General features: G+C 67.5%; 21 protein-coding genes. 1 reads left to right on the top strand and 20 read right to left on the bottom strand.

Annotation, left to right across the window (positions count from 1 at the left end; all coding sequences use genetic code 11):
- Positions 1-4: 4 nt before the first annotated feature.
- From PE066_RS13880 to PE066_RS13840, 9 genes are all read right to left on the bottom strand, one after another.
- Entirely contained in the window at positions 5-1,177 is a 1,173-nt protein-coding gene (locus tag PE066_RS13880; protein ID WP_271233122.1) for a mandelate racemase/muconate lactonizing enzyme family protein, read from the bottom strand.
- Positions 1,177-2,367, bottom strand: coding sequence for a M24 family metallopeptidase (locus PE066_RS13875; RefSeq protein WP_271233121.1), 1,191 nt, complete (start codon positions 2,365-2,367; stop codon positions 1,177-1,179). The genes PE066_RS13880 and PE066_RS13875 overlap by 1 nt, the downstream gene beginning before the upstream one ends.
- A 192-nt stretch (positions 2,368-2,559) precedes the next feature.
- A complete protein-coding gene (locus tag PE066_RS13870; protein ID WP_271233120.1) occupies positions 2,560-3,057 on the bottom strand; it encodes an Lrp/AsnC family transcriptional regulator in 498 nt (165 codons plus the stop codon).
- 8 nt (positions 3,058-3,065) lie between these two features.
- Positions 3,066-4,058: an XdhC family protein gene (locus tag PE066_RS13865; protein ID WP_271233119.1), complete on the bottom strand. Its 993-nt coding sequence runs from the start codon at positions 4,056-4,058 to the stop codon at positions 3,066-3,068.
- A complete protein-coding gene (locus PE066_RS13860) occupies positions 4,040-5,023 on the bottom strand; it encodes an LLM class flavin-dependent oxidoreductase (RefSeq protein WP_271233118.1) in 984 nt (327 codons plus the stop codon). The genes PE066_RS13865 and PE066_RS13860 overlap by 19 nt, the downstream gene beginning before the upstream one ends.
- Positions 5,016-5,486 carry a (2Fe-2S)-binding protein gene (locus tag PE066_RS13855; protein WP_271233117.1) on the bottom strand — a complete coding sequence of 157 codons (471 nt, stop codon included), beginning with the start codon at positions 5,484-5,486 and terminating at the stop codon, positions 5,016-5,018. The genes PE066_RS13860 and PE066_RS13855 overlap by 8 nt, the downstream gene beginning before the upstream one ends.
- Complete coding sequence (locus PE066_RS13850) at positions 5,483-6,358, bottom strand: FAD binding domain-containing protein (protein WP_271233116.1); 876 nt, start codon at positions 6,356-6,358, stop codon at positions 5,483-5,485. Before PE066_RS13850 ends, PE066_RS13855 begins: the two co-directional genes overlap by 4 nt.
- Before the next feature lie 7 nt (positions 6,359-6,365).
- Entirely contained in the window at positions 6,366-6,896 is a 531-nt protein-coding gene (locus PE066_RS13845) for a CoxG family protein (protein WP_271233115.1), read from the bottom strand.
- Between the two features lies 1 nt (position 6,897).
- Complete coding sequence (locus PE066_RS13840) at positions 6,898-9,129, bottom strand: xanthine dehydrogenase family protein molybdopterin-binding subunit (RefSeq protein ID WP_271233114.1); 2,232 nt, start codon at positions 9,127-9,129, stop codon at positions 6,898-6,900.
- A gap of 121 nt (positions 9,130-9,250) precedes the next feature.
- Between PE066_RS13840 and PE066_RS13835 the strand changes: the two genes are divergently transcribed.
- Complete coding sequence (locus tag PE066_RS13835; RefSeq protein ID WP_271233113.1) at positions 9,251-10,072, top strand: IclR family transcriptional regulator; 822 nt, start codon at positions 9,251-9,253, stop codon at positions 10,070-10,072.
- Between the two features lie 82 nt (positions 10,073-10,154).
- Here the strand turns inward: PE066_RS13835 and PE066_RS13830 are convergent, their stop codons facing one another.
- Genes PE066_RS13830 through PE066_RS13780 form a run of 11 tightly spaced genes read right to left on the bottom strand, consistent with a single transcriptional unit; the run spans position 10,155 to position 21,657 of the window.
- Entirely contained in the window at positions 10,155-11,168 is a 1,014-nt protein-coding gene (locus PE066_RS13830) for a M14 family metallopeptidase (protein WP_271233112.1), read from the bottom strand.
- Between the two features lie 37 nt (positions 11,169-11,205).
- Positions 11,206-12,309, bottom strand: a complete 1,104-nt coding sequence (locus PE066_RS13825; protein WP_271233111.1) for a trans-sulfuration enzyme family protein — start codon at positions 12,307-12,309, stop codon at positions 11,206-11,208.
- A gap of 59 nt (positions 12,310-12,368) precedes the next feature.
- Positions 12,369-13,796: an NAD(P)(+) transhydrogenase (Re/Si-specific) subunit beta gene (locus tag PE066_RS13820; RefSeq protein ID WP_271233110.1), complete on the bottom strand. Its 1,428-nt coding sequence runs from the start codon at positions 13,794-13,796 to the stop codon at positions 12,369-12,371.
- A complete protein-coding gene (locus PE066_RS13815; protein ID WP_440480603.1) occupies positions 13,793-14,104 on the bottom strand; it encodes an NAD(P) transhydrogenase subunit alpha in 312 nt (103 codons plus the stop codon). Before PE066_RS13815 ends, PE066_RS13820 begins: the two co-directional genes overlap by 4 nt.
- The gene (locus PE066_RS13810) at positions 14,104-15,222 is read right to left on the bottom strand and encodes a Re/Si-specific NAD(P)(+) transhydrogenase subunit alpha (protein WP_271233108.1); all 1,119 of its coding nucleotides are present in this window, start codon (positions 15,220-15,222) and stop codon (positions 14,104-14,106) included. Before PE066_RS13810 ends, PE066_RS13815 begins: the two co-directional genes overlap by 1 nt.
- Positions 15,219-15,848 (bottom strand): NTP transferase domain-containing protein, encoded by a 630-nt coding sequence (locus PE066_RS13805; protein ID WP_271236579.1) that lies wholly within the window; start codon positions 15,846-15,848, stop codon positions 15,219-15,221. Before PE066_RS13805 ends, PE066_RS13810 begins: the two co-directional genes overlap by 4 nt.
- 7 nt (positions 15,849-15,855) lie before the next feature.
- On the bottom strand, positions 15,856-16,809 hold the full coding sequence (gene cofD / locus PE066_RS13800; protein WP_271233107.1) for a 2-phospho-L-lactate transferase: 954 nt from the start codon (positions 16,807-16,809) through the stop codon (positions 15,856-15,858).
- Positions 16,806-17,567 (bottom strand): coenzyme F420-0:L-glutamate ligase, encoded by a 762-nt coding sequence (gene cofE, locus PE066_RS13795; RefSeq protein WP_271233106.1) that lies wholly within the window; start codon positions 17,565-17,567, stop codon positions 16,806-16,808. Before cofE ends, cofD begins: the two co-directional genes overlap by 4 nt.
- A gap of 6 nt (positions 17,568-17,573) precedes the next feature.
- Positions 17,574-18,239, bottom strand: a complete 666-nt coding sequence (gene npdG, locus PE066_RS13790) for an NADPH-dependent F420 reductase (RefSeq protein WP_271233105.1) — start codon at positions 18,237-18,239, stop codon at positions 17,574-17,576.
- 11 nt (positions 18,240-18,250) lie between these two features.
- Positions 18,251-20,623: a 5-amino-6-(D-ribitylamino)uracil--L-tyrosine 4-hydroxyphenyl transferase CofH gene (gene cofH, locus PE066_RS13785; protein ID WP_271233104.1), complete on the bottom strand. Its 2,373-nt coding sequence runs from the start codon at positions 20,621-20,623 to the stop codon at positions 18,251-18,253.
- Positions 20,624-20,646: 23 nt separating this feature from the next.
- Complete coding sequence (locus PE066_RS13780; protein WP_271233103.1) at positions 20,647-21,657, bottom strand: LLM class flavin-dependent oxidoreductase; 1,011 nt, start codon at positions 21,655-21,657, stop codon at positions 20,647-20,649.
- Positions 21,658-21,665: the final 8 nt, after the last annotated feature.

Raw genomic sequence — 21,665 nt, 5'->3', positions numbered from 1 at the left:
CTCCTCAAACGGCCACGCTGTATTTCTGGAGCTTGGCTTCATCTACTTCAATACCCAGGCCCGGACCATCCGGCACGACGAGGTGGCCGTCGTCGTAGGCGAAGGGCTGGCGCACGATGTCGTCTAGGTACTTCCGGCCGGCGACTTTGGTGCGCTGCACTTCGGCGGTGGAAGTCACTGGGATCGTGCCGGCAAGCGTGATCTCCGGCGACGACGCCGCCAGGTGCACGTTGGCTGCGTTGCCCACGCCCATCTCGCCCGACCCATTGATGTCGCACTGCATCTGGAATGCCCCGGCTACCGCTAGCAGGCGCTTGGCGGGGACCAGGCCGCCAGGCTTGGTGTAGTAGACCGACAGGTACTCGGCCGCGCGGCGCTGGGCGATTTCGACCACGTCCCGGTCCGTCCAGGCGCTCTCGTCGGCCATGATCGGGACGTTGCTGCGCGCGGCGATCTCCGCCATGCCGGCCAAGCCGTCCACGAGCTGCTCGGCGTAGAGAATGTCGAACTCCTCCATGCGCCTGAGGGCTTCGGCGCCGTCGCGCCAGTTGCGGTAGCCTTGGTTCGCATCCACGCGGATCCGCGCGTCGGGGCCGATGGCCTGCCGCACAGCACGCACCACCTTCACGTCGCGTTCAATGTCCACGCCGATCTTTACCTTGAGCGTCCTGATGCCTTCGGCCACGACATCGGCCGCTTCGCGCGCCGCCGCTTCGGCGTCCATCAGGCCGATGCTGTGCGCGAGCGGGATGCGATCGCGCACCTTTCCGCCGAGCAGCTGGTACACCGGCACCTTGAAGCTGTGGCCCAGCGCATCAAGCATCGCCACCTCGAGCGCCGCCTTGGCGTAGGGGTAGCCACGTAGCGCGCGGTTCATCTTCTGGTGCACTACTTCCACTTGGCGCACGTCGACGCCCGTCAGCGCCGGCTTGAGGCAGTTGTGGATCAAGGTAACGGTCGTGGCCGGGGTCTCGCCGTAGCGGCGGGCGTTGTCGCCGCCCCAGGTGCGGATGGCCTGCGCCTCGCCCCAGCCGACGCTGCCGTCCGAGAGCAGCACCTTCGTCACGACGTAGCCGTTGCCTGCAGGGGAATCGAGGCCCACCCAAAGGTGCGGGCGGCGCGGCGGCAGGGCCACCACGAAGGTCTCGAGACGTTCGATGGAAAGCGGCTGGCCCATCAACCCACCTCGATCAGCTCGTCGTTGCTGCAGATGGTTCCCGTGATCGATTCGAAGCCGCCCTCTGTAATCACGTACATGTCCTCAGCGTGGAAGCCCATCTCGCCGGGGATCATGTAGAGCGGCTCCATCGTGAACGTGATGTTCGGCTCGAACACGATCGTGCGCGTATCCGTAATGTACGGCTCCTCGTGGATGGTCTGGCCAATGCCGTGGCCCAGGAACTTGAGGGTGGGCTCGATTCCGCTCTCGCGGCATGTAGCGACGTAGGCCCTGTAGACGTCGGCCACTGGCACGCCGGGGCGCAGCATCGTCTTGCACAGCTCCCGCGCGCGGATCAGCTTCCCCCAGATGTCCTTCTGGCGCGCCGTCGGCTTGCCGGCCACAGCGGTGCGCGTGACGTTGGAGCGATAGTTCTCGAAATCGCCGAGGACCTCGATGCGGATGACGTCACCCGCCTCGATGCGCTTGTTCGTGGTTCCGCAGTTCGTCACCGAGCTGTTCACGCCCGAGCCCACGCGGTACTTGAACTGCGCCGAGCCGGCCGCAATCATCTGGTCGACGATCTTGCGGGCCACGTCCACCTCGGTCATGCCCACCTTGATCTGCTTGAGCACGTCGTAGATCACACGCTCGGTCACCACGCCGCCTCGGCGCAGGATGCCAATTTCCTCCCCGGTCTTGATCATTCGGGCGTTGAAGAACAGGTCGGCGCAGGGCTCGAACTTCGCGTTCGGCAGGCGCTTCTGCAGGATCAGGAAGTCAGCCGCCGGAATGAAGTCCAGCTCGATGGCGATTCGGCCTTCTGCCACGCCCGCCTCGATCAGCGCGTCAGCCAGCACTTCGGCCGGCTGCTGCGTGAACTGGTTGTACGCCCGCACGTCGTCGAAGCGCGACCGGGCCTTCGCCTGTAGTTCCTCCACGTTCACCACGATCTGCGTGGCAAAGCGGTCGCCCGCGAGAACCGCGATCGTGCGGCGGAAGCGGTTGGTGGCATGGCTCGGCACGAGGAAGCCGGCGGTGTACGTGACGTTGTCCTGGGAGAGGGCGACGAGCGCGTCGTAGCTGCCGGCCTGCATGACCGCGCGCAGCTTGGCGAGCGTCTCGTGCTCGGGCCGCCTGACGGCGCTTCCGACCGCTGCGTTGGACTGAGTGAGAGCCGATTCCGCCGGCTCGTGAATAATCTTCAAGGGAAGTTCTCCTGTGGTCGCCGCGCAGGTGTCGAGGGCACGCGGAACAGGAGACACTCTAGGGGTTGGTACGCTCACGCGATTGCGATCTCACGCGTGCCGCGCATATCCGGTATCGATCGAGGCCGCCGAAGCAGCACGAAATTTCGCGGTCAGGAATTCCGTTTAGGGGAGAACCCTCGGGTGCCGGGCTCAAGCCCCGCCGAACCGACCGTTTAGCAGCGAGCGCAGCGGAAACGCCAGCGACCGCTTGACGTTCTTCACTTCCACCACGGAGGCGTGGGTCTTGATGCCGATGTTCATCTCCATCATGGACCTCAGCAGCTCGGCATAGTGCTCCATGTCGCGCGTGACGATCTTCAGCAGGTAGTTGTAGTCTCCGCTGATAGCGCTGCACTCCAGCACCTCGGGGATCTTGAGCACGGCGGCCTCGAACGCGGCTAGATGGCGCGTGGTCTGTTCCACCAGTCCGATGCTGCAGTGGACGATCACGTATTGCGTGAGACGGCGCAGGTCGACCACCGCGCTCACGCCCTGGATGTAGCCCTGCGATCGCAGCTTGCGCACGCGCTGCAAGCAAGGACTGGGCGACAGACAGATCGCTTCGGCCAACCGCAGGTTACTGATGTCCCCTTCGTGCTGCAGCACTTCCAGGATTCTCAGGTCCACGGTCGACAGAGGCTTGTCCATTCGTCCTCCTAGATCGCGAGCCGTTCCTTCGCGTCACCGACCCGCATGTCCGGCGGAACGTCCACCCCGTTCTTTACCGCCAGGATCTCGGCCATGATGCTTACCGCGATTTCCGCCGGCGTCTTGCTGCCGACGTAGAGTCCCACAGGTCCGCGCAGGCGCGCCGCTTCCGCGCGGGTCAATTCGAAATGCTCCTTCAGCCGGGCGATCCGCGCCGCATGATTCCTGCGGCTGCCGATCGCGCCCACGTAGAACGAGGGGCCCCGCACGGCTTCCAGGAGCGCCAGGTCGTCTAGTTTCGGATCATGCGTCAATGCCACGATGCACGTGCGGCGGTCCGCCCGGAAGGACGCCACCACATCGTCTGGCATCTCCGTCGCAAGTTTCGTTCCTGCGACGCCCCATGAACGGTGGTACTCGGACCGCGGATCGCACACAGTCACCTCGAAACCGCTGAAAGTTGCGATGGTCGCCAGGTACTCGGTAACCTGCCCCGCTCCGATCAGCAGCATGCGATAGGCCGGGCCAAAGGTGTTTGCGATCCACGTGTCGCCGCGCGCGAGTTCCTCGGGCTGCACCGTCTCGCGCAAGGTGGCGGCCCCCGTGCGCACGTCCACTTCTCGGCGCACTAGTCGCCCTTTGTCCAGCGATTCGATCAAAGCGCCGAGCGGGCCCGCGTCAGGGTCGTACTCCAGCAGTAGTTCCATGGTGCCGCCGCATGGCAGCCCGAAGCGGTGCGCCTCGTCCGCGGTGACGCCATAGCGCACCAGCTGAGGCGGGCCCCCGGCGGTTCGGCCCACGAACTTGTGGATCAGGTCGTCCTCGATGCAGCCGCCCGAGACGGAGCCGACCACACTACCTCGCGCACTAATTGCCATGATCGACCCCACCGGCCGCGGCGACGATCCCCACGTGGTGACGACAGTGGCGAGCAGCACCGGGACGCCGGTGGCCCGCCACTGGCGGACCTGGCGCAAGACTCTTACATCGAGGCTTTCCATAAACGCTCCGTCGCTACGCCCTGGAGGATGCGCGAGACTTGCTGCGCATCGACGGCGCCGGCGAGCACTGCCTCATCCAGGCCTGCCTCCTGATAGGCTTGGAGGCGCACGCGGATGTCTGCGGCTGTGCCGGCTAACGTGTGCCGCCGCACGATTTCGTCAGTGATGAGCGAGTCCATAGTGGACGTGTCGTTCTCGGCCACCGCCTTGCTCAGCCGGGCCTGGTCAAGCTCCGAGCCAGTGAGCGCAAGGTTGCGAGCGTGGTGCGGCCCGCGAAGCACGATGCCCAGCGTCCGGCGCACGCGAGCGCAGGCCATGCCGGCGTCGTCGTCGATCGCGCCATAGGCGAGGCCGTGGACCCGCACCTTCCGCTCACCGGCCCCGCGTCGCACCTGCTCAACCGACCATTGGACGAATTCGACAGAGCTGCCGGCGGTGATCAGCACGCCATCCGCCGAAGCGCCAGCCAACTCCAGCATCTGGGGCCCGGACGCTGCGAGGATCAGCGGAATGCGATGATGACCGTTGGCGAGCACCCGCCCGCGGACCTGAAAGCTCTGCCCTTCGAAGCGCACGGTTTCCCCGGAAAACAGTGCGCGGGTGAGCTGCATCGCCTCGCGCATGAGGCCCAGCGGCTTCGAACCGTCAATACCGACAGACTGTAAGTCTGCGGGTGCGCCAGCGCCCAAGCAAAGCGACACGCGGCCCGGATACAGCTCGTCCAGTGTCGCCGTGCTCATCGCGGCTTGCACCGGATGTTGCGTGAATGGGTTGACCGCCATCAGCACGACACGCAATTGTGGGCAGCGCGCAAGCGCCGCATGCGCCAAAGTCACCGGGTCGCGTTGGAATAGGTGGTTGGCCACCCAAAGCGTGCGCACGCCGGCTTCGTACGCGGCGTGCACCTTGGCCAGGATGTCGACGACCGGCTCACGCGCGTCGGTGCTAATCGAGAGTTCAGGCAAGGCTCTTTACTCCTTCGATGATCTTGACGTAGCCCGTGCAACGGCAGATGTTTCCGCGCAGGAAGTGCTTGATCTGTTCATCCTTCGGCTTGGGATGGAGCCGGATCAGTGCAGTCGTCACCATCACCATGCCCGGCGTGCAGAAGCCGCACTGGATCGCGCCGCAGTCGATAAAGGCCTGCTGTACCGGGCCGGGTTTGCCGCCGCACGAGACGCCTTCGATCGTCGTGACAGCCTTGCCGTCCACGTCGGCCGCCAGCGTGGTGCAACTGCTCGCGGGCAAGCCTTCAACCAGGACCGTGCAGGCGCCGCAGATTTCCACGTCGCACGACTTCTTGGTGCCTGTCAGTCCGAGCCTGTCGCGCAACACGTCGATCAGCAGCTCGTGCGGCGCGACCTCCACGTCAATATGATCACCGTTCAGCGCGAATCCGATCGGGAGCTTCTCCGGGTTCCTCGTCATTTGTTTCCTTTCGCCTGGCCCCGGGTGGCCTGGTCCACCATGCGGCCGACCAGCACCGCCGCGAGATGACGCTTGTAGTCAGCGCTGCCATGGATGTCGTCGTGCGCCTCGAGCTCGCTCGCAGCCTGCTCCGCCGTGCGGCGGGCTATCGTGGCCGCATCAGCGCGCGGGGCGTGGGCCAAGGCCTGCTCTACCGCGGCGAGCCGCACGGGCCGGCCAGCGATCGCGCCGACCCAGACGTCGTACGAATATCCGCCGCCATGCGGACGGCAACCAACGGCGACACCCACGGCCGGCCGCTCTAGGTGCCCGACATTTGCATAGGCGAAGGTGCGGTCGGACGCCGGCCGGGGCACCTCGATCCGAGTCAGGAGCTCGCCGTCTTCCCGCTCCGTCGTGAAATCGCTGGTGATGAAGTCTTCCATTCTCACGCGGCGACTGCGTCCGCGGCCTTCCAGCAACACGCTCGCGCCCAGGGCGCACAGCAGCGCCGGGGGATCCGCATGTGGCTCCGCGAAACACAGGTTGCCCCCCACTGTGCCGGCCGCGCGAACGCGGATGTTGGCCACGTTGTCGCTCAAGGTCGCGTACGCGGGCAGGTGCTCGCGGATCAGGGGATCGTTAGCCAGCTCGTGGTGCGTGCTGAGCGCGCCGATGACGATGCCACCCGCGGCATCGAGGCTGACGCCGCGCAGACTCCGCACGCGCTTGAGGTCGACCAAGTGCTCGTAGTGCAGCACCCGCGCCTTCAGTGCCACCAGGAGTTCGGTGCCGCCGGCGATCGGGCTGGCGTCGTCGCCATGCTCGTCGAGTAGCGCGAGCGCCTCCTCGAGCGAATCGGGCCGGTGCAGCTGGAAAGGTCGGATGGCCATGCGAGCTTCAGTTCCGTTCGGCGACCGGGGCGGCCAGCGTCGCTGTCGAGCCTTCCACCACTCCCGCGCCCTCGGGCTGCACGGCGGGGCCGTCCTCCAGCACCTTCAGCAGCCGCGAGCGGAATTCGGCGAAGTTCTCCTCCGCCTTCTTCTTAATCACGGAGTAGCCGAGCGATGCCAGCTTGCCCGCCACCTGCATGTCGCACTCGGCCACCATGAGGGACTGGCCCGGCTCCGTGTCCCGCAGGTCCATCTTCAGCGTGACGTCGATACGGGTGCCGGTGAACTTCTCCGTGCCCGAGGCGACCGCCTTGATCCAGCTGGGCTCGCTCACCTCGTGGACGCCAATATTGGCGGGCAGCGCCACCTTGAAGGGGCCCAGCTTTTGCTTGAGCACAGCCGAGTAGTCGGCCAAGCGGGTGCGCTCCTGCACGTCCTCGCAGCCGGGGATGCAGCTCGCGATGGTCGGGATGTCCACCAGCACGGCCCACACGTCCGCGGCCGGCCGCGGGATCGCCGCTTCCACTCTGAATTCCATGTCAATCAGCCTTCTTCTGTTCTTGCAGGGCCCGCCACACCTTCTCCGGCGTGATGGGCAGCTCCCGGATGCGGACGCCGTGCGCGCGATAGAGGGCGTTCGCCACCGCGGGCGCGAGCGGCAGGATGGCGCCCTCCCCCATGCCGCGCGCCCCGCCGGGGCCGGGCCCGTCACCGCTCTCGATCAGCACGGTGTGAAAGTGGCGGGGCACATCGTTGATGGTGGGCACGTGGTAGTCGATCATGCTGGCGTTGATCGGCTGGCCGTCCTCGTAGACGATCTCCTCGGAGAGTGTGTGGCCCAGGGCCTGCACGGCCGCGCCCTCGTCTTGACCCTCTGCGGCGCTTCGGTTGATGACCCGGCCCACGTCGGCGCAGCTGACGTAGCGGTCAACCGCGACCTGGCCGGTGTCCTCGTCGACGATCAGTGTGCAGGCGCCGGCCGCGGTTTCCCAGAACAGCGGCGCCTGGGCCAGCGAGCCGCTTCTAGACTGCGGCGTGATGCGGCCCACACCGATCAGCTCCCCGCTGTCGACCCGGTAGGCGAGGTGGATCAGCTCCGCGAAGGTCCAGCTCGTCGTGCCGTCGGAGACTCCTCCCGGCACGATGCGCAATTCGTCCTGCTTCACGCCCAGGTGCAGCTGCGCCATTTCGCCAAGTTGCCGCACGATGTCCTGCGCGGCCTCCTCGATCGCCAAGCCCATGATCACGGTCGAGCGGCTGGCCCCGGTGCCCCAGTCGAAGGGCGCCGTCGCCGTGTCCGGCGTGAGCACGTGAATGCACTCGAGCGGCTGGTTCAGGGCGTCGGCCGCGAACTTACGCAGCACGCCGCGCACCCCCTGCCCGATCTCCACGCTGGCGGACGACACCAGCACGGAGCCGTCCACCTTCAGCCGGACCAGCGCGCCGCCGATGGGCAGGATACCCGGGTCGGAGGCGCCCACGGCGACGCCGACCGCCTTGCCCTGCGGGTCGCCAAGCGACGTCAGCGCCGTGTCGAGCATCCGGGGCACGTCCACGTCGATCGGCCGCAGGTCCGGCCGCACGTGCTCGCCCTTAGCGATCATGTTGCGGCGGCGGAGCTCGACCGGGTCGATCCCGAGCCGCATCGCGATCATGTCCATCTGCGATTCGGTGGCCCACACCGCCTGTGGCCCGCCGATGGAGCGGAAGGCGGCACCGGGCACTGTGTTGGTGTACGCGGCCACCGACTCGAGCTCGAGGTTCGGGACGCGGTAGGGCCCGATGCTGCGGTTGGCGGCCTTGACCGCAATGGCCGGGCCGGTGTCCGCGTACGCACCGCCATTGAGCAGCACGCGCGCCTGCTTGGCGACGATCGTTCCGTCGGCGCGCACCGCCGTCTTCAGCCGCACCGTGGCGTCCAGCCGCCGGCACGTGAGCATCGATTCTGCGGAAGAGAAGCACAGGCGCACCGGCCTGCCGGCCTTGCGGGCGATGGCGGCCACCAGCGGATCGATCTTCACGGAGGCCTTGCCGCCGAAGCCGCCGCCTACGAACGGCGTGATCACGCGGATCCGCGCGAGCGGCAGGTCGAACACGCGCGAGACGACCTTCTGGATCGCCGCTGGCGACTGGCCGCAGCTCCAGAGCGTGACACCTTCGCCGTCCCACGACGCGACCCCACAGTGCGGCTCCATCGCCATGTGCGAGACCATGGGAAAGCTGAACTCGTCCTCGAACACGTGGTCGGCGGACTCGAACGCTCGCTGCACGTCACCGTGGCTGTACGCGTAGCGCTGGAAAACGTTGGTGCCCTCCTCGGCCTTGGTCTGGCCGGAGAAGTAGAAATCCTTGAGCGTCTCCATCCGCTCGTGCACCAGGGGCGCACCGTCGACCAGCGCTTCGCTGGCTGTCGTCACGTGCGGCAGCAGCTCGTAATCGACTTCGATGAGCTCGCAGGCTTCCTCGGCCGCGGCTTCGGTGTCGGCCGCGACGGCGGCGATGGGCTCGCCGACGTAACGCACCTTGCCGATGGCGATCACGGGCCGGTCCTTCAAGTACAGGCCCCAATGCGCATTGAGGCCGGCCAGGTCCTCGCCGGTGAGCACGGCGTGGATGCCCGGCAGTTCGAGCGCGCGGGACACGTCGATGCCCCTGATGCGCGCATGCGGCACGGTGCTGCGCAACAGCTTGGCGTGCAGCATGCCGGGCACGCGGACGTCGCTCACGTACTGGGCCTGTCCAAGCGCCTTGTCCAGCAAATCTTCACGCAAGGGCTTCATTCGATCCTATAATCGGAACAACGTTCCAATAAATGAAGATTGTAGACGGCGTGTCCCGCGTGTCAAGGTTGCACGGGTCGGGGCGGGCACAATCACGAAGGAAACAGAACCGATGGCGACAAGCAGAAAACAGGCAGCGGTCGCGCCCGACGAGCCGCGGGCCAGCGACATGATTAAGGGGGGCGGCAATCAGTCGCTCGCGCGCGGGTTGCAGATCCTGGGCCACTTAGGACGCGACAACGAGGGCATCGGCGTGCGCGACCTGGCACGGCAGCTGGACCTGAGTCCGTCGATCACGCACCGGCTGGTCAAGACACTCACGGAGTTCGGTTTCCTGGAGCAGGACGCCGCGACGCAGCGCTACCGGATCGGCCATCGGGCCTTCGAGGTGGGCAACACCTACCTCAAGTACAACAGCCTGGAGACGGTCGCTCCGGCTATCGTCAAGCCGATGGCGCAGGAACACCAGATGAACGCGTTCATCGGCGTCATGCGAGGCCGCCACATCATCTACACGATGGTGTTCACCAGTTCCGCGCCTGTCGCCGTGACCTCCGCGCCCGGCACCCGGGCGCCGCTGCACACGCTGGCGCAGGGCAAGGCAATCCTGGCGGATCAGCCGGACGACGCCATCCTGGAACTGCTCGGCCCTGAGCCCTACGCGCAGTTCACGCCCACCACCATCACCAGGGGCGCGGACTTCCTGCGCGATGTCGCCGAATGCCGCAGGAGGGGCTATGCGACCGGCGACGGCGAGTTCGTCCCCGGCGTGTTCAACGTCGGCGCGGCCATCCGCGACCGCTCCGGCGCGGCGATCGCCGCCTTGAGCGGGTCGGTGCCGCGCCACCTGCACCGGCTGTCGGACACGCCCAAGCTCGCCAGGCCGATCGTGGAAGCAGCACAGAAGATCTCGCGCGCGCTCGGCGCGCCCTGATCCAGCGAGCCCGGCGGAGGGCCGGCTGGCGTGCGGGTGCGTCACGAGCTGATTCGGGGCTGGCTGCGGCATGCGCCCGGCTTCAGACCAGCACGCTGTCCCACTCCGTCGCGACGAACGCAGCCCGCTCGCCGGTATGGACCACCGGATCGCGCCGCAGCCCGAAAACCACACTGGGACCCTGCGCGACAAACGACTCTATCGGCTCGCCGAACAGATCCATGGTGCGGCCGATCACGGTGCCGCCATCGACCGTCGAGCCCGCCTCAACCTCGGGCGTGAACAGTCCACCTTTCTCAAACGTGACCCAATGGCGCTTGGTGACGCGGCGCAAGCTGCGTGGCGGCCAGTCGCCCGCCACCGCCGGCAGGATGTCGAGTGCCGCGGCCAGCCGCCGGAAGCCGAGCACCGCGGCCTCGACGTTGTGTGCCTCGTACCGGCTGCCCCCGCCCAGTTCGACCATGAAGGCGGGAATACCCGCCGCGAGCGCCTGGTAGTCGATGCCGCCCGCGATGTTGCCCGGCAGCTCGCCCGCGCCGGCCACGTTCTGCCGACACGCCACGTTGGGGTTGAACACCGACAAAGCCTTTAGCTGGTCCTGCTCGGAGACGCCGCTGTCCGGATGCACCTTGTAGACGGCGTACAGCCTGGAATCAAACAGAGGATTCATGGTGTGCAGGCTCACCAACATGTCGGCCACGCCCCGGATCTGCGCGAACAAGGCATGCGAGAGCCGCTCGGAGATCAGGCCCTTCGCGCTGCCCGGGAAACTCTGGTCCAAGTCCAGCTCGTCGTACGGGTTGCGCTTGCGGCGAAAGTCCAGCGCGTGCGGATTGGCGGTGGGCGTGACCACGACGTTGCCGCGCATCTTCGTCGGGTCGAGCGCCCGCGCGAACCGCAGCGAGGCGATCATCCCGTTGATCTCGTCGCCGTGGACCTGCCCGTTGATCCACAGGGTCTTGCCCGGCTCGGCGCCGCGCACGGCCACGTAGGGAAGGTCCACGCTCATGCCCGAGGCCATGCTGCCCACGGGGATGCGGCCGCATTCGAGTCTCGCGCCGCCGGAAGCCTTCAGGAATTCACCGATCTTGGACATTGCCTGTTTCCTTGTTTGAGGGAGAAAGTTCGCGGGTTCAGCGCAGGGCGGCCCGGCAGACGCGGAACGCCGAGTCGAGGTCGGCGATCAGCGCCTCGGGGTCTTCCAGGCCAATCGACAGGCGCACTACTGCCGAGCGCGTAACGGGGTTCGCGCGCGCGGCCTGCTCCGCGGCCGGGTAGTAGCCGGCGAGGCTGTGGACACTGCCCCAGCTCGCGCCGATCGAGAAGATCTGCAGTGCATTGAAGAAGGCGCCCATCGCCTGCTCGTCCACGCCAGGCGCGACCGCGAACGACATGACGCAGCCGCAGGCGCTGAAATCGCGCTTCCAGAGCGCGTGGCCACGTGCCTGCGGCAATGGCGGGTAGAACATCTCGGCCACTTCGGGCTGCCGCGCAACCCAGGTGGCGATCTGTTCCGCCGCGCGCCCCTGCGCGTGCACGCGGACCTTCAGCGTCTCCAGCCCGCGCAACACCAGGAAGCAGTCGTCCGGACTGACGGGCAGGCCGATTACGCTCTGCGCGCGGCGCAGCTTCTCGTACAGCCCGCGGTCGTTGGTGGTGATGGCGCCGAGCAGCACGTCGGAATGGCCGCCGAACTGCTTGGAGGCCGCTTCCACGCAGACGTCGACGCCATGCGCGAGCGGCTGGAAGCCCAGCGGCGTCGCCCAGGTGTTGTCCACGACCGAGATCGCTCCGGCGGCACGCGCGGCTGCGGCGATTGCCGGAACGTCCTGGATTTCCATGGTCACGGAGCCCGGCGACTCCATCATGACGACGCGCGTCGTCGGCGTAATGCGCGAGGCAATTTCCGAGCCGGCGCTGGGCGGGTAGAAGCTGAACTCGACGCCATAGCCCTGCATCCATTCGCGGACGAATGTCTTGAGCGGGCCATAGGCGCTCTCCGGAACCAGCACGTGGTCGCCCGCGCGGACGAGGGCCAGCAGCACGAGGCACAGGGCGGCCTGCCCCGACGGGACCACCACGCAGTGGTTCCCGCCTTCCAGCGCCGCGATGCGCGCCTCGAGCTCGCGGCTGGTGGGCGTGCCGGTCGTCCCGTAGGTGTAGCCGTCGTACAGGTTTTCCTTGCGGCGCGCGAACCTGGCCATGTCGTCGAAGACGACGGTGGAGGCGCGCCACACGCCGGGAACCAGGCTGTTGAAGCCGCCCGGTGAGAGGTTTCGTTTCTTGTCCATTGCGCTTACGCCACGGCCTTTCCCATCTCCTCGACGACCTTCTTGGCGTCGCCGAACACCATCATGGTCTTGTCCATGTAGAACAACTCGTTGTCCAGGCCGGCGTAGCCCGCCGCCATCGAGCGCTTGTTGACGATCACGGTCTTGGCCTTGTAGGCCTCCAGGATCGGCATGCCGTAGATCGGACTGCCCTTTTGCAGCGCGGCCGGGTTCACCACGTCGTTGGCGCCCAGCACGATGGCCACGTCGGCCTGGCCGAACTCGCCGTTGATGTCCTCCATCTCGAACACCTGGTCGTAGGGCACCTCGGCCTCGGCCAGCAGCACGTTCATGTGGCCCGGCATGCGCCCGGCCACCGGGTGGATGGCGTACTTGACGGTGACCCCGTGCTCGATCAGTTTCTCCGCCAGCTCCTTGACCGCGTGCTGCGCGCGCGCCACCGCCAGTCCGTAGCCGGGCACGATCACCACCGTCTCGGCGTTGGACAGCACGAAGGCGGCGTCGTCGGCGCTGCCGCTCTTGACCGTGCGCTGCACCGCCGCGCCGGCCGCCGGCGGGCCGGCCTCGCCGCCGAAGCCGCCCAGGATCACGTTGAAGAACGAGCGGTTCATCGCCTTGCACATGATGTAGCTCAGGATCGCGCCCGAGCTGCCCACCAGCGAGCCGGCGATGATCAGCATGCTGTTGTTCAGCGAGAAGCCGATGCCCGCGGCCGCCCAGCCCGAATACGAGTTGAGCATCGACACCACCACCGGCATGTCAGCGCCGCCAATCGGAATGATGATCAGCACGCCCAGCACGAACGACAGCGCCAGCATGGCGAAGAACGCCGTCCAGCTGCCGGTGAAGGTGAACACCAGCCCTAGGCCGATCGTGACGAGGGCCAGCACCAGGTTCAGCAGGTGCTGGCCGGCGAACACCACCGGCGCGCCCTGGAACAGCCGGAACTTGTAGGTCCCCGACAGCTTGCCGAAGGCGATCACCGAGCCGCTGAAGGTGATGGCACCGATGGCGGCGCCCAGGAACAGCTCGAGCCGGTTGCCGGTCGGGATCGGCTCGCCCTTGGGCAGGCCGTTCAGCAGCGCCGAGGGCTCCAGCACCGCGGCGACGGCGATGAACACCGCCGCCAGGCCGATCATGCTGTGGAAGAAGGCGACCAGCTCCGGCATCTTGGTCATCTCGACCGTGCGGGCCCGCCAGGCGCCGTACGCGCCGCCGGCCACCAGCCCGAGCAGGACCCAGACCAGGCCGCGGCCGGCGCTGCCGGAGAGCTCGACGATCAGCGCGGCGGTGGTCAGCACGGCGATCGCCATGCCGGCCATGCCGAAGACATTGCCGCGGATCGAGGTGGTCGGGTGCGACAGGCCCTTGAGCGCCTGGATGAAGCAGACCGAGGCCGCCAGGTACAGCAGCGTGACGACGTTCATGCTCATTTGCCGGCCTCCGCCCTGCGATCCTTCTTCCTGAACATCTCCAGCATCCGCCGGGTGACCAGGAAGCCGCCGAAGATGTTCACCGCCGCCAGCGCGACGGCCAGGATGCCCATGGCGCGGCCGGCCCAGGTCTCGGTCTGCGCCGCGGCCAGCATCGCGCCGACCACCACGATTGCGGAGATCGCATTGGTCACGGCCATCAGCGGTGTGTGAAGCGCCGGCGTGACCGTCCAGACCACGTGGTAGCCGACATAGATCGCCAGCACGAAGATGATGAGGTTGGTGATGGTGTGGCTGACTTCCATGATCAGGTCTTCCGCTTCACTTCGCCGTCCTTGGCCATGAGGCAGGCCGCGACGATGTCGTCTTCCAGGTCGATGTTGAGCTGGCCTTCCTTGTTCACGATCAGCTTGAGGAAGTCCAGCACGTTGCGTGCATACAGGGACGAGGCGTCGGCCGCCACCAGCGCCGGCAGGTTGGTCTCGCCGACCAGGGTGACGCCGTGCTTGACCACCGTGCGGCCCGGCTCGGTGAGCGGGCAGTTGCCGCCCTGCGGCGCCGCCAGGTCGACGATGACCGAGCCCGGCTTCATCGACTGGACCATCTCCTCGGTCACCAGCACCGGGGCCGCGCGGCCCGGGATCAGGGCGGTGGTGATCACCACGTCGGCCTGGGCCACCCGCTTGGCGACTTCCGCCTTCTGCCGCTCCAGCCAGCTCTGCGGCATGGGCCGGGCATAGCCGCCCACGCCTTCGGCCGCTTCCTTTTCCTCGGCGGTCTCGTAGGGCACGTCGATGAACCTGGCGCCGAGCGACTCGACCTGCTCCTTGACCGACGGACGCACGTCCGACGCCTCGATCACCGCGCCCAGCCGCTTGGCGGTGGCGATGGCCTGCAGCCCGGCCACGCCGACGCCCAGGATGACCACCCGCGCCGCCTTCACCGTGCCGGCGGCAGTCATCAGCATGGGGAAGAAGCGCTGGTAGCGGTCGGCCGCGATCATCACGGCCTTGTAGCCGGCGATGTTGGCCTGCGAGGACAGCACGTCCATGCTCTGCGCGCGCGTGGTACGCGGCGCGGCTTCGAGCGCGAAGGCCGTGAGCCCGGCCTGGGCCAGCCGCTGCAGGCCGGCGGGGTCGAAGGGGTTGAGCATGCCCACCAGGGTCGTGCCCGCACGCATGGAGGCCAGTTCGGCCTCCAGCGGCGCGCGCACCTTGAGCACGAGATCGCAGCCCAGCGCGCCGGCCTGGTCGGTGATTTCGGCGCCGGCGGCGCGGTAGGCCTCGTCGGTGGCGCTGGCGGCCAGACCGGCAGCGGATGCCACGCGCACGGCGTGGCCCTGGGCGACGAGTTTCTTGGCCGTCTCGGGCGTGACGGCGACGCGGGTTTCCAGCTCCAGTGTTTCAGCGGGTACGCCGATGATCAAGTCCGACTCCTTTCGCAGCTGTTCTTGTGGTTTTCGTCCGCCGCGATCAGTTCGCTGTAGCGGCTGTGCATCCGTAGGTGGCGGATGTCGTCCAGGTCATCGCGCAGGCAGGTGCCACGGATCACCCGAGGGGGAAAGCCCGCCATCGCGAGCAAACGCACGTGCGTCGCAAAGCTGCGCGGCCCATAGCTGAACTGGATGGGGCAGGCCATCGGCAGCCGCAGAACGTTGGTGCCGTCCGTCGCCCGGTCGGGCACGATCAGCGCTTCGTCGGGAGCGCAATGCAGGAAAAGGTCGCGCAGCGCTTCGGCGCTCACGCCGGGCAAGTCCACGGGCAGCACCGTCATCGTGAGCGCGCGCGTGGCCAGTTCGGTCCTAGCCTGCTCCAGCGCATCGTTGAGGCCCGGGGGGACGCTTTCGCGAATGAAACGGACCCCCTCGGAGCGCACGACGGCTCCCACTTCGGCGCAGGGCGAAACCACGTAGGTGCGCTCCGGACCGAATGCATCGGCCGCGGCACGGATGGTGGACATGAGCTGAAACAGGTTGAGCCGTTCGCGCATGCCTGGTCGAAGGCAGTGGGCGAGGCGCGACTTACCCGTCGCGATACCCTTTGCGGGGATCACCACTACGTCAGGCGGCACGTCGGGCTCCGCATTCCGTCAACAGGTCCAGACTCACGCGCGCGAGCCGGCGACTGACATCCCGGTCGGCCATCATTGTGTCGCACACCGCAATCCGAAGACCGCGGCGGCGCAGTTCGGCCTCGTACGCCGCGTCGCGCTGATCGATCACGATCCCATCGAGGAAGTCGGCGTAATGCGCGGCGATGGCGAGCGGGTCGCAATCGAGCCCGAGCTCGCGGAGCATCTTGGCCAGCGGTCCCTTCACCGCCGCGCCGCCTACCAGCGGACTCACGGCGACGACTGGGAACTCGCGTCGCATCAGCAAGCCGCGAACGGCCGGCAGGCTCAGGATGGGATCAATGCTTACGAAAGGATTTGAAGGGCACAGCACCAGCCCGCTCGACGCACCCGACGCGAGTGATTGGAACCAGGCCGGCGAAGGCGTACCACGGTTCGCACCGGCGAACCGGAACGCCCGGACGCGCGGCTCGCACCGCCGCCGCACGAAGTAATCCTGGAACGAGAGTTCCCCCTCGTCGGTGACGACCATCGTTCTCACAGGATGGTTGGTCATGGGCACCACGCGGCAGGTGATGCCCAGCCCCTGCGCGATCTCGGTGGCGGCATCGGTGACCGTCGCGCCGCCGTCCAACAACGAGCGGCGCAGCAGGTGCAAGGCGAGGTCCTTATCCCCGAGGCTGAACCAGGTGTCCACGCCGAGCTTGCCGAGCGTCTCCTTGCACCGCCAGGTCTCGCCCGAGCGACCCCAGCCGCGCTCCTCGTCGTTGAGCCCGGACACCGCATACACCACGCTGTCGAAGTCCGGCATGATGCGCAGCCCGAGGTAATCGAAGTCGTCACCGGTATTGACAACTAGCGTCAGGTCTTGCGGTGGAACCACGTCGGCGAGGCCGCGGGCGAGCTTGGCGCCGCCGACACCGCCGGAGAACGCGTGGATCACGGGAACAGATCCTCGCGCTGAGGCCGGATCAGGTCCGCGGCGCAACCCTGGCCCGTGACGGCCGCGCCCCGCACCAGCACCACCGCGATGCCTTCACTGGCCTGACCCATCACCATCGACGCCGCCGCCGCGATCTCGTCGGCCGCTCCGACCTCGGTCGTTTGAAGCCGGAAGCCATGGCGGTCCTCGCAGCCGCGCAGGTCGTGCAGGCAGGCTAGGCCCGCGGCGCCGATCACCGTTCCGACGGTGCCGCGGCGCCAGGCACGGCCCAGGCTGTCGTTGACGACCACCGGTACATGCGCGCCGAAGTGCTCGCACGCCTGACGGTGTAACCGCATCGCGGAGGCATCAGGGTCCAGCGGCCAGAGCAGCACGGACTCGCCCTCGCCTTCCTGCAGCACATTCGAACGGTCGATGCCAGCGTTGGCGAGCACCACGCCCGTTCGGTGCCGCACGATCAGCACGTACGGCGTGGCCCGCACAACGGCGGTCGACTCCGACAGGATCAGCTCGACGACGCGCGCGTCCTTGCCCGTGAGCCGCGCCAAGTCCAGCGCTTCAGCAGAGGGTTCGATGCCGGCCAGCCGGACGATGCGCCCCTCGCTCTTGGAGACGACCTTCTGCGCGAACACCAGCACGTCCCCTGGCCCTGGCCGCACGCCCTCGGCGACGGCGAGCTCACTCGCCCAGCGAACGAGATCGTCCCCGGGCCGGATTTCGCGGGGGCTGGCGAGGCCGAAGAGCTGGACGTGGCGCATGGTCGCTTACTTCAGGCCGGTGATGCGGATGCCTGAAGCAGGCACCTTGTACGTCTTGTTCAGGTGGATCAGCACGGAGGTGAGCGCCTCGGCCACGACGGAGTTCGCCAGCGGGCCGGCATCGATGGCAATTAGGCCCATCTGCTGCACGAGCGCGATCGTGGTCGCCTTGGCCTCCGGGTCATCCGCGCAGACCAGCACGTCGCATTCCACCGGCTTGCTGCGGTCCATGAGCGCGTGCGCCGACACGTTCTGGAAGGCGGACACCACGCGCACGGCGCTCCCCAGCTTTTCCTGCAGCGCCTTGGTGCATGAACCCTCCGGCGGCAGCTGCACCAGCGACACCTTCGGCGGCTTCAGCGGGACCGTCACGTCGATCAGCACCTTGTCCTCCAGCGCGGGACGGACCTGCTCGGCGGTGGAGACCTGCGCGGCGTAGGGAACCGCCAGAACCACCGTACCGGCAGCTCGCGCCGCTTCCAGCAGGCCCGCACCCGTGATGTTGCGGGAGCCTGCGAGCGCATTGAGCTCCTCGGCCTTGGCTGCTGCCTTGGCGGCGTCGCGCGAACCGATCGTCACCTTCCAGCCCGCCAGCGCGGCCCGATAAGCGATGCCGCTGCCCTCGTGGCCCGTGCCGCCGAGGACGGCCAGCGTGCGTTGCGTTTCTGTCATGGGATTCCTTTTCAATGCGTGGCGGGGCAGCCGGCGGCCTGCGCCCCTTCAATGACGACCGGGATTCGCGCCAGTCGTCTGGCCGGAGCCGGCGTTTGCTCGACCGGCTGGTACAGCGTCGTGCGCTGCTCGGACGTGCGGCCGATCTCCTGCAGCAGCGCCTGGATCTGGGAGGCGGTCACGCCCTGTCCCCACTCGGCGCCCGCTGCTCGCGAAATGCTCTCGTTCATGAGCACGCCGCCGAAATCGTTGGCGCCGGCCTGCAGCGTGCGCTGGGCACCCAACGGGCCCAGCTTCACCCACGAGGTCTGGATGTTCGGGATCAGCGGGCTGAGCGCGAGCCGCGACACTGCATACATCAGCACCGTCTCGCGCCAGGTGGGGCCTCGGCGCGACTGCCCGCGCTTGTAGACCGGGCTGTTGACGTGCACGAACGGCAACGGCACGAACTCGGTGATGCCGCCGGTGCGTTCTTGCAACCCGCGCAACGACAGGATGTGCCGGGCCCAGTGCCCGTACTCCTCGACGTGACCGAACATGATGGTCGACGTGGTCGGCAGGCCCACCTGGTGCGCCTCGCCGACGATGCGCAGCCACTGGGCGGTCGTCACCTTGTCGGGGCAGATGATGTCCCGGACGTCGTCCGACAGGATCTCGGCGGCCGTGCCGGGCAGCGAGCCCAGTCCCTGCCGCTTGAGCTCCTGCAGGAACTCCGCGGTACTAAGGCCGAGCGTGGTGGCGCCGTGCAGCACCTCCAGCGGGGAGAACGCGTGCACGTGCAGGTCCGGCAGCGCGGCCTTCAGGGCCGACAGCAGGCCGAGGTAGGTGTTGCCGTCGTACGAGGGATGGATGCCGCCCTGCATGCAGACTTCCGTCGCCCCCTGGGCCACGGCTTCGCGGGCGCGCTGCACGACCTCGGCAACGTCCAGGTCGTAGGGGGTCTCCGTCGGCTTGTTGCCGCCGGTGCGCTTGGAGAACGCACAGAAGCTGCAGCGGTAGGCGCAGATGTTGGTGTAGTTGATGTTGCGGTTGATGACGTGTCGCACCACGTCCCCCGCATGCTCCCTGCGCATCTGGTCGGCGGAATGCACCACCCTCGCATAGTCGTTGCCGCGCGCCTGGAACAGGGTGGCGATCTGGTGCTCGCTCAGCCGCTGTCCGTCCTGCGCCGAGGAGACGATGACGCCGATCTCGGTGGGCGTGTGCACGGCAGGCGCGCAAGTCGGGACGGCCGGCGGCGCAACCTTCGAACCGCCCGCGAACCAGCGGTCCTCGCGCGCCAGGCCGAAGGTGTCGGACGGCATCAGCAGCTTCCGATGGTGCGCGGGGTTCACCCAGCCGCTCCGCCCGCGCACGTACGCGGGGTAGAGCGGCAGCCGGGCCGCGAGCACGAAACCGGCGGCGTCGAGCTGCCCGCGCAACATTTCAATCTGCGGCCAGGCGGCCTCGGGGTTGACGTGGTCCGCCGTCACGGGCGAAATGCCGCCCAGGTCGTTGATGCCGGCTTCGAGCAGCTCCCGCACCTCGCCGGGCCGCAGGTTGGGCGGCGACTGGATCGAGACTTCCGGCTGCAGGACGTGGCGCGCCGCGGCGATCGTCCACAACTGCTCCTCGAGCGGGGCCGGCGCGGTGTCCAGCATCGGCGTGCCCGCCTTCGGACAGAAGTTCTGGACGATCACTTCCTGGATGTGGCCGAACTCCTCGTGGAGGTCGCGGATGTCGCGCAGGGTCTGCAGGCGCTCCTCGCGCGTCTCGCCGATGCCGATCAGCAGGCCGGTCGTGATGGGGATGCGCAGCTCGCCGGCTTCGCGCAGCATGCGCATGCGCACCTGCGGGTCCTTGTCGGGACTGCGGTAGTGCGGCATGCCCTTCTGCATGAACCGCGGCGAGTTCACCTCCAGCATGAGGCCCATGGACACGCTGACCTCGCGCAGCGCCGCGAGCTCCTCACGGCTGAGCACGCCGGCGTTCACGTGCGGCAGCAGCGCGGTCTTGCCGGCGACTTCGCCGCAGGCGCGCGCCAGGTATTCGACCGTGGTGGCATAGCCGCGCGAGCGCAGCCACTCCTGGGCGCGGGGATAGCGCAGCTCGGGCTTGTCACCGAGCGTGAACAGGGCCTCGTGGCAGCCGGCGGCCTCGCCGTCACGGGCCACCGCAAGCACCTCGTCCAGGTCCATGTAGGGCTTCTCGCGCGCCACCGAATGGTCGCGCGAGAAGGTGCAGTAGCCGCACAGGTCCCGGCACAACTTGGTGAGCGGGACGAAGACCTTGGGCGAATACGTGATGGTGTCGCCCCATGCCAGCCGCGCGATGGCGCCCGACCGGCGCGCGAGTTCGGCGACCGGTTCGCGCAGGAGCTCTCGCTCGGATTCCGCCTGGTTCATTCCCGTGCTCCGAAATAAGACGATCAGTCCTGCGGCACCTTGGCCATGACTTCCCGGGCGAACCACTCGATCTGCTCGTCGAGTTCGGCCACCGAGTTGGCGGGGAACATCAGCGCGCTGACATGTTCCACGCCGATGGAGCGCAGCTTCTCGATCTTCTCGAGGATCACCTCGGGCGAACCCACCAGGTTGGCGGTCACTTGGTGGCTCAGGTCACGGCCGGTGTAGGCCAGCGACACGCGATGAGCGACCAGCCCGCTTTCCATGTAGCGCTTTTCGGCAAGCTCCATGGTCTTGTCGATCGTGCAGGACAGCTGCGGCGCGATCTCGATGGACCCGGGCGCCCGACCCGCCTCGGCGGCGCGGCGCTTCAGGGTGGCGATGCGGTCCTCCATGACGTGCAGCGGCTGCCAGCCCGGCAGCCAGCCCTGGCCGTACTTCACGGCGCGCTCCATCGCCTCCGTGTTGTGGCCGCCGATGTAGATCGGAAAGGGCTGCGCGATGCTCTTCGGGAACATCTCGACGTCCTTGTAGCTGTAGTACTTGCCGTCGAAGCTCGCCCTGGCCTCGTTGAAGAGGCGGTGCATCGCCTCCAAGCCCTCGTCCATCATGTCTCCGCGGCGCGGGTTCTGGAAACGGTTGCCCGCCCAGGCCTCGAACTCCTCGCGGTAGGCACCCAGGCCCACCGCCATGATGAAGCGCCCGCCGCTCATCTGGTCGAGGGTGACCGCCTGCTTGGCCAAGTAGACCGGATCGTGCATCGGCAGCACCGTGATGGCGGTGCCGATCTTGATCTTGCTGGTGGCGCCCGCGATGGCGGCCAGCACGATCAGGGGGTCGTAGAAATTCGGCGGCGTGCCCGGGAACAGGTCACGCACGTAGTTCTGCGTGGTGATGTGGTCGTTGCCCCAGACCGAGTGGTAGCCCAGTTCCTCGCAACGCTTCGCCTGGCGGATGAAATCGTCCGGGCCCGCGAACGGGATGGGGTACATCACCCCTTCGAAGCCTGTGGACAGGCACACGCTGAATTTCATGGATGCTC

The sequence above is a fragment of the Ramlibacter tataouinensis genome, from assembly GCF_027941915.1.
Classification (GTDB): Bacteria; Pseudomonadota; Gammaproteobacteria; order Burkholderiales; family Burkholderiaceae_C; genus Ramlibacter; species Ramlibacter tataouinensis_C.
This window is presented reverse-complemented; position numbering and strand designations above follow the sequence as displayed.

What these genes read in the sequence shown, in the direction of transcription:
- PE066_RS13880 (WP_271233122.1), bottom strand. Translation starts at nt 1,177, where the DNA reads ATGGGCCAGCCGCTTTCCATCGAACGTCTCGAGACCTTCGTGGTGGCC.
- PE066_RS13870 (WP_271233120.1), bottom strand. Translation starts at nt 3,057, where the DNA reads ATGGACAAGCCTCTGTCGACCGTGGACCTGAGAATCCTGGAAGTGCTG.
- PE066_RS13865 (WP_271233119.1), bottom strand. Translation starts at nt 4,058, where the DNA reads ATGGAAAGCCTCGATGTAAGAGTCTTGCGCCAGGTCCGCCAGTGGCGG.
- PE066_RS13855 (WP_271233117.1), bottom strand. Translation starts at nt 5,486, where the DNA reads ATGACGAGGAACCCGGAGAAGCTCCCGATCGGATTCGCGCTGAACGGT.
- PE066_RS13850 (WP_271233116.1), bottom strand. Translation starts at nt 6,358, where the DNA reads ATGGCCATCCGACCTTTCCAGCTGCACCGGCCCGATTCGCTCGAGGAG.
- PE066_RS13845 (WP_271233115.1), bottom strand. Translation starts at nt 6,896, where the DNA reads ATGGAATTCAGAGTGGAAGCGGCGATCCCGCGGCCGGCCGCGGACGTG.
- PE066_RS13835 (WP_271233113.1), top strand. Translation starts at nt 9,251, where the DNA reads ATGGCGACAAGCAGAAAACAGGCAGCGGTCGCGCCCGACGAGCCGCGG.
- PE066_RS13830 (WP_271233112.1), bottom strand. Translation starts at nt 11,168, where the DNA reads ATGTCCAAGATCGGTGAATTCCTGAAGGCTTCCGGCGGCGCGAGACTC.
- PE066_RS13820 (WP_271233110.1), bottom strand. Translation starts at nt 13,796, where the DNA reads ATGAGCATGAACGTCGTCACGCTGCTGTACCTGGCGGCCTCGGTCTGC.
- cofE (WP_271233106.1), bottom strand. Translation starts at nt 17,567, where the DNA reads ATGCGCCACGTCCAGCTCTTCGGCCTCGCCAGCCCCCGCGAAATCCGG.
- npdG (WP_271233105.1), bottom strand. Translation starts at nt 18,239, where the DNA reads ATGACAGAAACGCAACGCACGCTGGCCGTCCTCGGCGGCACGGGCCAC.
- cofH (WP_271233104.1), bottom strand. Translation starts at nt 20,623, where the DNA reads ATGAACCAGGCGGAATCCGAGCGAGAGCTCCTGCGCGAACCGGTCGCC.
- PE066_RS13780 (WP_271233103.1), bottom strand. Translation starts at nt 21,657, where the DNA reads ATGAAATTCAGCGTGTGCCTGTCCACAGGCTTCGAAGGGGTGATGTAC.